Raw genomic sequence first — 12,731 nt, forward strand, 5'->3', positions numbered from 1 at the left:
GTCAGACCACCTTCCAGACGGTCTCGGTCCTGCCCTGTGCCTCCACCGTCCCCGCCTCGACGTAGGTGACGAGTTCCTGCGTGCGGTCGCGGACGGTCTGGCTCACATAGATGCCCGGCTCACCGGTGACCGAACGCACGCGATACGCGAGGTTCACCGCATCGCCCCACAGGTCGTACGCGAGGGTGGTCCGGGCGACCAGGCCGCTCGTGACCGTGCCGGCGTCGACACCGGCGCGCAGCCCGATCTGCGTGCCGTGCTGCGAGTTGAACCGCTCGAGCACCTCGAGCAGATTCTTGGCGAACTCGACGCTGCGGCGGATGTTGTCGACGCGCGGCACGATGAGTCCGGATGACGCGAGATAGCCGCCGCGCAGCGTGCGCACCTTCTCGACACCGGCCTTCTCGGCCGCCTCGTCGAAGCCGCGCATGAGGGTGTTGAGCAGGGCGATCTCCTCCGCGGCGCTCTGGCCGCGCACGGCCTCATCGAAGCCGACGAGCTCCGCGAAGACCACCGAGACGTTCTCATGGGCCTCGGAGATCGCCTCGTCGCCTTTCTTGTACTTCGCGGCGACGCTCTCGGGCATGAGCGTATGCAGCAGCTTCTCATTCTCCTTCTGCTGCTCGTCGATGAGCTCCTGCTTGATGCGCAGGCTCGAAGCCATGTCGTTGAAGGCATTGCCGAGGTCGCCGAACTCGTCGCGGGAGCCCTGCGGCACCTGCACGTCGAGATCGCCTTCAGCCACCCGGTGCACGGCACCGACCAGTCGGTGGATGGGCCGGGTGAACACCTGCGCGAGCAGCAGCGAGAGCAGGGAGACGCCGAGAAGGATGCCGAGGAGCGAGAGCAGCACGTTGCGGGTGAAGTCGTTCACCGGATCGAAAGCCTCGGCCGTGTCGATGCGTGCAATGATCACCCAGTCGAGGTCCTCCATCTCCAGCGGGGCGTACGCCGTGACGCTGTCGCCGCCGATGTAGTCGCGGCCGACGACGGTGCCGCTGCGACCCGCCTGCGCCTCGCCGACGGCGAACGTCTCGACGGGCTGCAGCAGGACCGTGCCCTTGATCTCGCCGATGCGGTTGGCGATCGTCGGGGCGACGACCCCTCCGCTGATGAGTCGCTCGACGTAGTCCTCCGGATCCTCCACAAGGCGCCGAGAGGTGCTGCGCATGAGACCGTCGCGACCCACGAGGTAGACCTCGCCGGTGTCGCCGAGACCCTGCTCCTTCCACTGCTCGCCGCCGGTCATCACGTCGTTGATCCGGCTCAGCGGGATCTGCAGCGCCATGGCTCCGGTGATCCCGCTGTCGTTGCCGACGGGCGAGATCACCCACATCGTCGGGATGTTCAGCGAGGGGATCCAGCGCTCGAAGTCGGTGATGCCGATGGCGTCGACCGTGTTCGTGGCGATGGTGTCGCGGTAGGTCTGCGCGAAAGCGGTGTCGCGATACGGCCCCGTGTTCACGTTCGTGCCGAGGTCGACGCCCTTGTACGCGGAGAACACCACGTCGCCGTCGAGGTTGAGCAGGAGCGCATCCTCGTAGCCGGCCCGCTCGATCAGGCGCGTGAAGTAGTCGCCGTAGCGCTCGGCCCCCGCCGAGTAGCTCGTGCCGTCGCCGGCGTCGTTCCCGGCCAGCAGGGCGTCGTAGTCGGCGTCGAAGTCCTGGTTCTTCGTCGAGTACTGCAGCTGCAGATAGCGTCCGGCATTCGACTCCGGGATGAAGGCCGCGTCGCCGTACTGCTCGCCGGCGCGATTCTCGAGCTCGGGGATGAACGTGTCGGCGTAGTACGCCTCGAGCTGTGCGAGCTGGTCGTCGGTGATCTCCTGCTGCTGCAGTTCGTCCCACGCCGCGTTCATGGTGTTCGACAGGGTCTGCGCGCTGAGGTTGCGCGAGTGCAGTGACGCACCCTCCTTGACGTCGTCGATCGCCTCGACGATCTCGGCGGCCCGCATCGAGCGGATGGTGATCAGCTGATCGACCGCGGCGTCGTGGAGCGACTGCCGCCCGTTGATGAATCCGATCGCGCCGACGACGACGGACGAGACCAGGCTCACGGCGAGAAGCATGATGAGGAGCTTCGATTGGATGCTCAGCCCACCGCGGAAACGGAATCTTCTCCGCTCGGTGCCCGTCTTCTCGCCTGCGACCTCGCTCATGTGCCCTCCGTCACCGCGCCCACCCCCGGCGCCTTCGAGAAGGAGACTACCGATATACCGGTGCGATGCTCCAGGTTTTCTCGAACGATGACAGCGCAGCATCCGCTCTGCCGCTTCGGCCGGAACTGGGCACCGCTGCCCGCCGAGGGCCCGTCGGATGCGGGATACGCTGGTGCACGGGGGACCGATGCGACGTGCGCCCCGTGTGGAACGAGGGAGACACCGATGAACGAGCCCTATGCACAGGACCCGCAGACGTACCCGGCTCCGCCTCCCCCGCCCGCGCCTCCGGCCCCTTCGACAGCGGCCCCTTCGACAGCGGCCCCTTCGACAGGCTCAGGGACCCAGGGGACCACGACCCAGGGCGTGTCGGGCTCGAAGAATCAGAGCGCGCCCACGGATACCGAGATGTCGCGCGCGGCCTCGGTGCTCACGGTGATCTCGGAATCGTACTCCGCGAAGATGGTCGGCCAGGATCGCCTGCGGATGAGCCTGCTCGTCTCGCTCATCGCGGGCGGGCACATCCTGCTCGAGAGCGTGCCGGGCCTCGCCAAGACGACCGCCGCCAGCACGCTCGCCGACACCGTCAAGGCGCAGTTCAAGCGCATCCAGTGCACGCCCGACCTGCTCCCCAGCGACATCACCGGCAGCCAGATCTACGAGTCGGCGACCGGCACGTTCCGCACGGTCCTCGGTCCCGTGCACGCGAACTTCGTGCTGCTCGACGAGATCAACCGCTCGAGCGCGAAGACGCAGAGCGCGATGCTCGAGGCGATGCAGGAGCATCAGACCACGATCGGCGGCGAGATCCACCCGCTGCCGAAGCCGTTCCTCGTGATCGCGACGCAGAACCCGATCGAGCAGGAGGGCACCTACGAGCTGCCCGAGGCCCAGATGGACCGCTTCCTGCTGAAGGAGATCGTCGAGTACCCGAGCCCCGCCGAGGAGTTCGAGATCCTCAGCCGCATCGACTCCGGCGTGCTCGACCCCGACCGGCACGTGACGAGCGCGGTCACCCTCGACGACGTCGAGCTGCTGCAGGATGTCGCGAGCCGCGTGTACGTCGACCCCGCCATCCGCAACTACATCGTGTCGATCGCCTACGTCACCCGTAACCCTGCGCCCTACATCGGCGAGGAGCGCGCGCGCCTGATCAAGTACGGGGCGAGCCCGCGTGCGAGCATCGCCTTCCTGCAGGCGTCTCGCGCGCTCGCGCTGCTCAACGGCCGCGCCCACGTGCTCCCGGAGGACATCCGCGCGCTCCGCCACCTGGTGCTGCGCCACCGTCTGCTGCTGACGTTCGAAGCGGATGCCGAGGGCATCCGCAGCGAGGAGATCATCGACGAGATCTTCGCAGCCGTCCCGACCCCCTGACCCATGCCCAGCCTGATCACCCAGGTGAAGAGCAAGCTCTTCATCCACTCGTCGCGCAAGTCGCTGCACGCGCTCGATGGCGCCTACGCGTCGCTGCTGCACGGGCGCAGCCTCGACTTCGAGGACCTGCGCCAGTACGAGTACGGGGATCAGGTGCGGGACATCGACTGGCGCGCGACGGCGCGCCTGGGTGTTCCTCTTGTCAAGCGTCACCGTGCGATGCGGATGCACACGATCATGTTCGTCGTCGACACCGGGCGCTCGATGACTGCCCTCGCCCACGACGAGCGGTCGAAGAAAGACCTCGCGATCCTCGCCGCCGGCGTGCTGGGCGTGCTCGCGCTGCGCCACGGCGACGACTTCACCACGGTCTACGGCGACGCCGACCGCGTGCGACGCCGCGCGCCCGGGCGCAGCGAAGGCGCCCTCGAGCATGCGCTGCGCACGATCGACAAGGCGATCGACGACAGCACGGCTCCCAGCGACCGGGATGCACTGCTGTCGTACGTCACCCGCACGATCTCGCGCCGCATGATTGTCGTCGTGATCACCGACGAGGCGCCGATCACCGACCAGACCGAGCGGATGCTGCGTCGACTGCGCGTGCAGCACGATGTGCTCTGGCTCACCGTGCGCGACGCCGATCCGGTGCTCGATCACTCCACGCGCGCGATCCGCACCGACGTCGACAGCCGGTGGGATGTGCCCGACTTCGTGCAGGGAGACCTCGGCATCGTGCGTGAACTGACGGCGCAGACCGAGGCGGATGCCGTGCGTCTCGCCGAGACCCTGAAGCGCATGGAGATCAGTCACGCCGTGCTCGGCGGTCAGGATGACGCGGTCTCGCAGCTGCTGCAGCTGCTGAACCGGAGGTCTCATGCCGGGATCTGACGAGCTCTACCCCCCGGCGCAGTACGGCTGGGGATGGATGCTGCTCGCCATCGGCATCCTCGCCCTGCTGGTCCTGGGCGCCTGGCTGCTCATCGTGCTGACCCGCCCTCGGCGCGCGCTCGCGACGGCGGACGAGGCGACCGGCCCGCAACTGCTCACGGTCGACGTGCTCTCGCAGCTCCGCACCGAGTACCTCGAGCGCATCGCGATGATCGAGACCGACTACCGGGAGCGGAAGCTGACGGCACGCAACGCCAACCTCGAGCTGAGCCGTGTCGTCCGCACGTTCGTGAACGAGTACAGCGGACTGGAGGCGCCGGTGCTCGCGCTCGACGACCTCAGGGCTCGCGGCGTGCATCCCGCCCTCATCGATGCGCTCGGCCGGCACTACTACCCGAGCATCTTCCGTCAGGGTCCGGCGATCGATCCGATCGCCGGCGCCGAGGCCGCACGGACGGTGGTGCGCACATGGCACTAGCGAACTTCTGGATGATCATCGTCGCCGTCGGTGTGGTCGTCGCTGCGATCGGCATCGGCGTCGTGCTCGGCCTGCGTCGCAGAGGCCACGGTGCCGCCGGCGAGCGGGCCCGCGTCGCTCGCGCCGAGCGCCTGCGCACCCTGCCGTCGTTCCGCCAGGCGCTGTCGCGACGCGTGCTGGCACTGTCGGGCATCCTCGTGCTCGGCACCGTCGCGACCGTGGCGGCCGGCGTCGTCGCCGCCCGCCCGATGTCGTCGCAGACCATCCAGCCGGTGAACACGAGCCGCGACATCATGCTCTGCCTCGACGTCTCGGGCTCGATGACCGAGGTCGACGTCGAGGTGCTCAGTGTGTTCGAGGAGCTGCTGGAGGACTTCGAGGGCGAGCGCATCGGCCTGACGATCTTCAACAGCTCGCCGGTGCAGATCTTCCCGCTCACCGACGACTACGACTTCGTCCGCGAGCATCTGGCGAGCATCAAGGAGAGCTTCGACTTCGTCGAAGAGATCCCGGAGCACTGGGTCGGCACGCTCAACGGCGAGGGGGCCTCGCTGATCGGCGACGGCCTCGCCGCGTGCACCCTCGGCTTCGACCGTCCGGATGACGAGCGCTCTCGTTCGGTGATCTTCGCGACCGACAACGAGATCAACGGCGCCTCGATCGTCACGCTCGAAGAGGCCGCCGGCTTCGCCAAGGCGAAGGGCGTGCGCGTGTTCGCGCTCAACCCGGTGCAGGGCAAGGATGCCACGGTCAGTGCCGAGCTCTCCGCCGCCGCCGAGACGACCGGCGGCGCCGCCTACGGCCTGCGCGACACGACGACGGTCGCCGACATCGTCACCGAGGTGCAGGAGCAGGAGGCGACCGAGCTGCGCGGCGAGGCGCAGGTCGTCTGGACCGACACCCCGAACCTCTGGATCGTGGTGCTCGCCGTCGCCCTCCTCTCGTTCGCCGTGGTGCTGTGGAGGGTGAGACTGTGATCTTCCAGCCCGTCCTCCACCCGCTGCTGCTGGCGCTGCTGTTCGCGCCGATGTTCGGGCTCGCCGTGTGGCTCATCGTGCGCGGCCCATCGACAAGCTCAGGGTCTTCGCAGTCGAAGACCACCGCCCGCGTGCTGTGGGCGCTCCGCCTGCTGCTGCTCATCGCCTGCTTCGCGATGCTGCTGCGTCCCGGCATCCCGGGAGGCGCGACGCAGACTCTCGCGACCGACACCGACGTCGTGCTCGTCGTCGACACCACCGCGAGCATCGTCGCGGAGGACTGGGCCGACGGGCAGCCGCGACTCGACGGCGTGCGCGCCGACGTGCAGGAGATCGTCGAGGAGTATCCCGGCGCACGGTTCGCGCTCATCACGTCCGATGCCGCGGCGGAACTGCGGATGCCGCTGACCACCGACACCACGGCGCTGATCGGCTCGCTGGAGGTGCTGCGTCCCGAGGTGACCAGTCAGTCCCGCGGCAGCTCGATCGGCATCGCCGCCCCCCTGCTGGCCGAGACCCTGGAATCCGCCGCGGAGTCGTCGCCGGACCGCTCGCGGATGGTCTTCTACTTCGGCGACGGCGAGCAGACGGTCGACACCCCGCCCGAGCCCTTCACCGCGAGCGCGGAGTACACCGACGCCGGTGGAGTCTTCGGCTACGGCACCACCGAGGGCGGGCCGATGCGCATCACCGGCGGCGGCATCGGCGAAGACGAGGGGTATATCGAGTACCAGGGTGCGGACGCGCTCTCGGTGATCGACGAGCAGAATCTCGGAACGATCGCAGAGCAGCTCGGCGTCGAGTACCAGCACCGGACGGCGGATGCCGAGCCGGCACTGCCGGACGCCCCCTCGACCACCACGAGCTACGCCGAGTCGGGCGAGGTCGGGAACGTCACGGAGCTGTACTGGATCGCCGCTCTGGTGATCGTGGCGCTCCTCGGCGTGGAGCTGTTCCGCGCTGCGCTCCTCATCGCTCGGCTCCGTCAGCTGCGGGCACCGCGGAACCCGGTCGTTGCCTCCCCGGTCGTTGAGCGCGTTTCGTCTCGCTCCGCTCGCTCAATGACCGGTGCCGCCGCCCCGGTCGTTGAGCGAGGAGCGAAGCGACGAGACGAAACGCCTGCAACGACGTCGACCGGAGCGCGCGACGTTTCGTCTCGCTCCGCTCGCTCAACGACCGGTGACGGAGGCGGGTCATGACTCCTCAGGATGCAGCGGCACTCCTCCGCTCGAATCGCCGGAGGCGCAGCATCCGTCGGTGGGTCGCGATCGGCACCCTCCCGCTCACGCTCGCCGCGCTGTTCTTCGTCGGCAAGCTGCTGAGCATGTACGCGTTCGCGCACCAGGCGGTCACGGCCTACGTCGTCGACGACTATGCGGGCTCGGAGGCGGCGGCTCGGGGCCAGGAGTTCCTGAACTGGTTCGAGCCGTACAAGGCACCGTTCAACATCGGCACCGCGCTCGGCGCGGCCGAGCAGTTGCCCGAGGCGAGGGCGAAGCTCGAGGAGGCACTCGACCTCGCGACCGGTCTGGAGGTGTGCGGCGTGCGCATCAACCTGGCTCTCGTCGTGGAGCGGATGGGCGACGCGGCTCGCGCCGGGGGCGACGGCGCGACGGCGGCGCAGCTCTACGGCGAGGCGCTGACGATCACGGTCGAGACCCCCGAGGAGTGCAACAGCGACGAGGCGCAGGAGCAGTCGTCCGATCCGGAGCGCGACATGTCGGACACGCTCGAGGGCACCGAGGAGCGTCTCAAGCAGAAGCAGCAGGAGCAGGAGCAGCAGCCCCAGGAGCCTCAGCCCGAGGAAGAGGAACCGCAGCCGTCCGAGGACAAGCTGGAGGATCTGCAGGACAAGCTCGAGCAGGGAACCCAGGAGCGCGACCAGCAGCAGGACGGCGACCCGGGCGACTCGGGAACGGACAAGCCATGGTGATGGATCACGAGAAGCAGCGCGCGCGGTATCTCGCCGGCGCCGAGGGCGCACCACCCGTGCCCCCGCCCGGCGGCTACCGCGGGGCGCGACGCCAGCAGGTGCCGGCGGCCGGACCGTCCCAGCCCGCGGTCCCCGGGGCGACCGGCACGCTCGACGCCGAGAAGAAGCCGGCGAACGCGCTCGGCTGGATCGCACTGAGTGCATCGATCCTGTTCGCCCTGATCCTGCTGTTCACCCTGATCGCCGGCGGTACCGACGTGCTCTACGGCGTCACCATGCTCGCTCTGCAGCTCGTGGTGGTCGCGGTCATCATCGCGGCGCTGTTCTCTGCGCGGGGGCGGATGCTGGGCGCGATCGCGCTCGTCATCACGATCCTGTTCAACGTGGCCACGGTCGGCGGCATGAGCGCGTTGCAGACCTCGGCCTCGGGCAACTACGAGGGCATGAAGAGCGACGAGCAGAAGCACGAGGAGGCGTACCCGGCGATCAAGGGCACCGATCCGCAGCAGACGCTGAGCCAGCAGTCGCTCGAAGAGGTGCGCGCCCAGGCCGATGAGCTGTTCGCCGACATCCGCGCACGGCTGACCGACGAGTTCGGGTACACCTGGGTCCAGGTCGGCGACGAGGATCTGCGCCCCGAGCGCAACGGCTACGGCGGCGAATCGATGCTCGTGGAGTACACGTCCACCGGGTGGGCGACGAACGAGCCGGTGCAGGACTACGGGCAGAAGCTCGACGTCATGGCCGAGATCGACGAGGTCGTGCTCGAGCACGGACTCTGGAACCTCTACTCCTTCAACGACCCGACGAACTCGGGCATCGATCCCTCGATGATCGCGAAGCTCTACGGCAGTGACGATCCGCAGACGCAGGACACCTGGGAGTACTACACCGAGAACTATCCCGATCCGTTGCGGTTCTACGCCAACATCTACGACCTCTCGCACGACGAGGACGGCGGCTTCCTGGCCACGCGCGAGGCGCAGAGCGCCCGCACGGGTGAGCCGCTGGAGGGTCTGCAGCTCGTGGTCATCGCGAGCGGCGTGCTGAGCGAGGCCGACCGGGCGGAATTCGAGGAGAAGCTGCAGGAGTACCCCGGCTTCGACTGAACCGGTCCCGCTGCGGTACCACCCGCAGAGGATGAGTGAGCCCTGTCGGGGCGGGACGGCATGCGTCACGCTGGATCTTCGCCACCTCGAAGGAGGATGCATGGACGGGATACTCTCCGCGAACCTGATCTGGACGATTCTGGCACTCGCGGCTCTCGCCATCAACGTGCTCGCGCTGATCTACATCCCCCGCGATCGCAAGCCCACCGCGGCGATGGCGTGGCTGCTGCTGATCTTCCTGCTGCCCTTCGTCGGCATGGCGCTCTACCTGCTGATCGGCAACTTCCGACTGCCGAAGAGACGCCGCGACGAGCAGGCGCGCATCACGGCGATGATCGCCGAACGCGCGGGTGACCATGCACAGGTGGATGCATCTCGATGGCTGCAGCGCGTGGCTCAGCAGAATCATGCGCTCACGGGGCTGCCTGTGGTCGGCGACTCGTCCGCCCGCCTGATCGACGACTACCAGGGGTCGATCGACGCCATGGCCGCGGCGATCGACACCGCGGAACGGTATGTGCACGTGGAGTTCTACATCGTGGCGTGGGATGCCACGACACAGCGGTTCTTCGCGGCGATGGAAGCAGCGGTGCGGCGAGGTGTGACGGTGCGACTGCTCGCCGACTACATCGCGTCGCGGAAGATCCCGAAGTCGGAGGAGACGTTCGCCGAACTCGACCGCATCGGCGTGCTCTGGTCGTGGATGCTGCCGGTGCGGCCGTTCAAGCGGGAGTATCAGCGTCCGGATCTGCGCAATCACCGCAAGCTCGTCGTCGTCGACGGGGCCGTGGGGTTCGTCGGCTCGCAGAACCTCATCTCGCGCGATTACGACTCGGAGAAGAACATCGCGCGCGGCCTGATGTGGCAGGAGCTGGTGTCGCGGGTGGACGGCGCGGTCGTCGCGCAGGTCGACGCGGTGTTCCTGTCGGACTGGCTGACCGAGACCGGCGAGGACCTGTCCGAGAGCGAGCGCGTTCCGGCATCCGCTGTTCCGATTCCGCTGGACGCCGATCTGCACTGCCAGATGGTGCCGAGCGGACCGGCGTACGGCACCGAGATCAACCTGCGCATGTTCCTGTCTCTGATCCACGGCGCCACCGAGAGGGTCATCCTGACCAGTCCGTACTTCGTGCCGGACGAGGCGATGATCTACGCGATCACGACCGCCTGCCAGCGCGGGCTCGACGTGCAGCTGTTCGTCTCGGAGCTCGGCGATCAGGGCATGGTCTATCACGCGCAGCGGTCGTACTACGAGACGCTGCTGCGCGCGGGCGTGCGCATCTTCCTGTATCCGGCGCCGTACATCCTGCACGCGAAGCACTTCTCGATCGACGACGACGTCGCCGTGATCGGGTCGAGCAACATGGACATCCGGTCGTTCAGCCTGAACGCCGAGATGTCCCTGCTGGTGCACGGACGCTCGTTCGTGGCCCAGATGCGCGAGGTCGAGCAGAAATACCGCTCCGTCGGACGCGAGCTGACGCTGGAGGAATGGCTGCGCGAACCCGCGAAGTCGACCTTCCTCGATGGGCTGTTCCGGCTGACCTCCGCCCTGAACTGAGTCTCCGCCGGCGAGACGGGTTCCGGTCGCAAAAACGCAGCTATCCGGGGCCGGGATCGCTGTCTTTTCGCGACCGGAACCTCGAGTTGCCGGAGTCTCAGCTGGCGAGACGCAGCAGCATCCGGGCCAGGACGAAGCGGGCGTGCCCGCGAGAGGTGCGGGGGTCGTAGCCGAGAGTCTCGGTGAGCGCGGTCAGCCGGTCCTGCACGCTCGAGTGATGGCGCCCCAGACGAACGGCGGCCGCGCGCACACTCTGCTCGTCGGTCACCGCATCGAGCAGCTCGAGGCTGCGGGGATCGAGACGCGCGAGCACCGCGGCATCCGGATGCAGCGGGCCGGAGTCGGCCGTCTCGGCGATCAGCAGCATCGCTCCGAGGTCGGCGGCCGCAAGCGTGGGCTCTTCGGCAGAGGTCAGCCGCACAGCGATGAGCGCCGCCGACCAGGATTCGGGAAGGTGCGCTTCCGTTCCGGACGTGCCGACGCCGCAGCGCCGGTCGGGCGTCTCGTCCCAGGCGTCTTCCACCGCCTCACCTTCGGCGAGGATGGTCGCCCGAGTGAGGCCGTGCCGCGTGGCCACGACGGCGGACGGATGCTGCGCCCGGGGCGCCGGATCGAGAAGGGAGGCGACGACGCGGAAGCGACCGGGGGGCAATCGCAACCGAGACTGCGCGGCGGCCCGCTCGTCCGGACCGGCGTAGGAGCTGATGGCGAGCTCCACCGCGCTCTCGGGCCCGACGGATCGCCGCGCGCGGATGATGCCGAGCGCGAGCGCGAGCCGCTCCAGGATCATCGCGTCGTTCGTGTGCGGCTCGCCCTCGCGTTCGATCCAGGCGACGGCATCCCTTCCGCTGTCGCGCAGCATCCATCCGTCGTCGGGATCGGCCGGGTCGACGCGCACACCGTCGGCGCGCACGCGCATGATCTGCCGACCATCGCGCTGCCCGACGGTCGCGCCGCTCAGCACCGCCGCACCACGCAGCATGCTCTCGACGCCGACAGATCGTGCCACGAGCGCATCGAAATAGGTGACGACCTTGAGGGTCTCGCTGGCATCCGGGTCGAGGGCGGTGAGCCGCCCCAGCAGATCTTGCATGTCGGGCTCCATCGCGCGGGAGTTCCACCCTACGGGGTCGCCGTCGCGGCCCCGCAGGCATGGAACTCAGGCGAGCAGGCGGTTCACCCAGCTGTCGCGGGCGGCGAGCATCGCCTGGGCGACGGCAGCATGAGGAGCGAACATGTCGAACCCGTGGAAGCCGCCGGCCCACACGTGCAGCTCGGCCTGGACTCCGGCCTCCCAGAGCCGCGTGGCATAGGCGACGTCCTCGTCGCGGAAGACCTCGGCGCTGCCGCAGTCGATGAACGCCGGCGGGAGGCCTGCGAGATTCATCGCGCGAGCGGGGGCGGCGTAGATCGAGACGTCGGCGCCGCCCTTGCGGTCACCGAGCAGGGCGGTCCAGCCGGTGATGTTGGAGCCGCGGTCCCAGACGCCGATCCCGTCGATCTGCTGGGTCGAGACGGTCTCGTCGCGGTCATCCAGCATCGGGTAGATGAGCAGCTGCCCGATGAGTTCGGGTCCACGACGGTCGCGGGCCAGCAGCGCCGTTCCTGCCGCGAGCCCGCCGCCGGCGCTGCCACCGCCGATCAGGAGCCGCGAGAGGTCGATGCCGAGATCACCGGCGTTGTCCGCCGTCCAGACGAGCGCGGCGTAGCAGTCCTCCACAGGGAAGGGATCGGGGAACTCGGGCGCGAGCCGGTACTCGACCGTCACGATCACGCCGTTGAAGCGCTCGGCCCAGTCGAGGAAGCCGACGACGCCCAGCCAGCGGTTGCCGATGATCATGCCGCCGCCGTGCGTGTGGAAGAAGCCGGGACCGGTGCCCGTGCGCCCTTCCTTCTCGATGACGGACACGACGATCTCGTCGCCCTCGTGTCCAGCGATCGTCACGTCGCGTCGGGTGAAGCCGCGCCCGTCGAGCACGGCGAAGATCTCGTCGTCCCCGCTGATGGGGGACTGACGGAGAAGCGGGATCATCTCCGATGTCAGTGTCGACGGCAGCTGGTCGCCGACGAGGGCGAGAGCGGCCTCGAGCTCGGGGTCGAAGGGCGGGCGAGCGAGCGTGTCAGTCATCAGAACTCCTTTGTCCTCGCCGTCTGCATGGCGGCGTCCCGCCAGCATCCTTCACGACTTCCCCGAGGGTAACCCGCCACCCGCACCCGATCCGCCCGGCGGATGCCGCCATGTGGCGGGGA

At 68.5% G+C, this 12,731-nt stretch carries 11 protein-coding genes; 8 read left to right on the plus strand and 3 right to left on the minus strand.

The window, feature by feature from the left end; genetic code table 11:
- Position 1: 1 nt before the first annotated feature.
- Positions 2-2,158 carry an adenylate/guanylate cyclase domain-containing protein gene (locus RS85_RS16475; RefSeq protein WP_052703605.1) on the minus strand — a complete coding sequence of 719 codons (2,157 nt, stop codon included), beginning with the start codon at positions 2,156-2,158 and terminating at the stop codon, positions 2-4.
- Positions 2,159-2,566: 408 nt separating this feature from the next.
- On the opposite strand from RS85_RS16475, the gene RS85_RS16480 reads away from it, so the two are divergent.
- The 8 genes from RS85_RS16480 to cls all read left to right on the plus strand — a co-directional run bounded on the left by RS85_RS16480 (position 2,567) and on the right by cls (position 10,481).
- The gene (locus tag RS85_RS16480) at positions 2,567-3,532 is read left to right on the plus strand and encodes an AAA family ATPase (protein ID WP_046014570.1); all 966 of its coding nucleotides are present in this window, start codon (positions 2,567-2,569) and stop codon (positions 3,530-3,532) included.
- A 3-nt stretch (positions 3,533-3,535) separates the two neighbouring features.
- Positions 3,536-4,423 carry a DUF58 domain-containing protein gene (locus RS85_RS16485; protein ID WP_046014571.1) on the plus strand — a complete coding sequence of 296 codons (888 nt, stop codon included), beginning with the start codon at positions 3,536-3,538 and terminating at the stop codon, positions 4,421-4,423.
- Positions 4,410-4,901, plus strand: a complete 492-nt coding sequence (locus RS85_RS16490) for a hypothetical protein (RefSeq protein WP_046014572.1) — start codon at positions 4,410-4,412, stop codon at positions 4,899-4,901. Before RS85_RS16485 ends, RS85_RS16490 begins: the two co-directional genes overlap by 14 nt.
- Entirely contained in the window at positions 4,892-5,878 is a 987-nt protein-coding gene (locus tag RS85_RS16495) for a VWA domain-containing protein (RefSeq protein WP_235282470.1), read from the plus strand. The genes RS85_RS16490 and RS85_RS16495 overlap by 10 nt, the downstream gene beginning before the upstream one ends.
- A complete protein-coding gene (locus RS85_RS16500) occupies positions 5,875-7,077 on the plus strand; it encodes a VWA domain-containing protein (RefSeq protein WP_082087676.1) in 1,203 nt (400 codons plus the stop codon). Before RS85_RS16495 ends, RS85_RS16500 begins: the two co-directional genes overlap by 4 nt.
- Positions 7,074-7,811: a hypothetical protein gene (locus RS85_RS16505; protein WP_046014573.1), complete on the plus strand. Its 738-nt coding sequence runs from the start codon at positions 7,074-7,076 to the stop codon at positions 7,809-7,811. Before RS85_RS16500 ends, RS85_RS16505 begins: the two co-directional genes overlap by 4 nt.
- Positions 7,805-8,920, plus strand: a complete 1,116-nt coding sequence (locus RS85_RS16510) for a DUF4064 domain-containing protein (RefSeq protein WP_046014574.1) — start codon at positions 7,805-7,807, stop codon at positions 8,918-8,920. Before RS85_RS16505 ends, RS85_RS16510 begins: the two co-directional genes overlap by 7 nt.
- 100 nt (positions 8,921-9,020) lie before the next feature.
- Positions 9,021-10,481, plus strand: a complete 1,461-nt coding sequence (gene cls, locus RS85_RS16515) for a cardiolipin synthase (RefSeq protein ID WP_046014575.1) — start codon at positions 9,021-9,023, stop codon at positions 10,479-10,481.
- 97 nt (positions 10,482-10,578) lie between these two features.
- On the opposite strand, the gene RS85_RS16520 is transcribed toward cls, so the two are convergent.
- Positions 10,579-11,574, minus strand: coding sequence for a hypothetical protein (locus tag RS85_RS16520; protein WP_235282471.1), 996 nt, complete (start codon positions 11,572-11,574; stop codon positions 10,579-10,581).
- A 66-nt stretch (positions 11,575-11,640) separates the two neighbouring features.
- Positions 11,641-12,609 carry an alpha/beta hydrolase gene (locus tag RS85_RS16525; RefSeq protein WP_046014577.1) on the minus strand — a complete coding sequence of 323 codons (969 nt, stop codon included), beginning with the start codon at positions 12,607-12,609 and terminating at the stop codon, positions 11,641-11,643.
- Between the last annotated feature and the right edge of the window lie 122 nt (positions 12,610-12,731).

Origin of the sequence: Microbacterium sp. SA39 (assembly GCF_000967865.1) — a bacterium.
GTDB lineage: Bacteria > Actinomycetota > Actinomycetes > Actinomycetales > Microbacteriaceae > Microbacterium.

Bases quoted from the DNA above. Each gene is read 5' to 3' on its own strand.
- RS85_RS16475 (WP_052703605.1), bottom strand. From the start codon at position 2,158: ATGAGCGAGGTCGCAGGCGAGAAGACGGGCACCGAGCGGAGAAGATTC.
- RS85_RS16480 (WP_046014570.1), top strand. From the start codon at position 2,567: ATGTCGCGCGCGGCCTCGGTGCTCACGGTGATCTCGGAATCGTACTCC.
- RS85_RS16485 (WP_046014571.1), top strand. From the start codon at position 3,536: ATGCCCAGCCTGATCACCCAGGTGAAGAGCAAGCTCTTCATCCACTCG.
- RS85_RS16490 (WP_046014572.1), top strand. From the start codon at position 4,410: ATGCCGGGATCTGACGAGCTCTACCCCCCGGCGCAGTACGGCTGGGGA.
- RS85_RS16495 (WP_235282470.1), top strand. From the start codon at position 4,892: ATGGCACTAGCGAACTTCTGGATGATCATCGTCGCCGTCGGTGTGGTC.
- RS85_RS16505 (WP_046014573.1), top strand. From the start codon at position 7,074: ATGACTCCTCAGGATGCAGCGGCACTCCTCCGCTCGAATCGCCGGAGG.
- RS85_RS16510 (WP_046014574.1), top strand. From the start codon at position 7,805: ATGGTGATGGATCACGAGAAGCAGCGCGCGCGGTATCTCGCCGGCGCC.
- cls (WP_046014575.1), top strand. From the start codon at position 9,021: ATGGACGGGATACTCTCCGCGAACCTGATCTGGACGATTCTGGCACTC.
- RS85_RS16520 (WP_235282471.1), bottom strand. From the start codon at position 11,574: ATGCAAGATCTGCTGGGGCGGCTCACCGCCCTCGACCCGGATGCCAGC.
- RS85_RS16525 (WP_046014577.1), bottom strand. From the start codon at position 12,609: ATGACTGACACGCTCGCTCGCCCGCCCTTCGACCCCGAGCTCGAGGCC.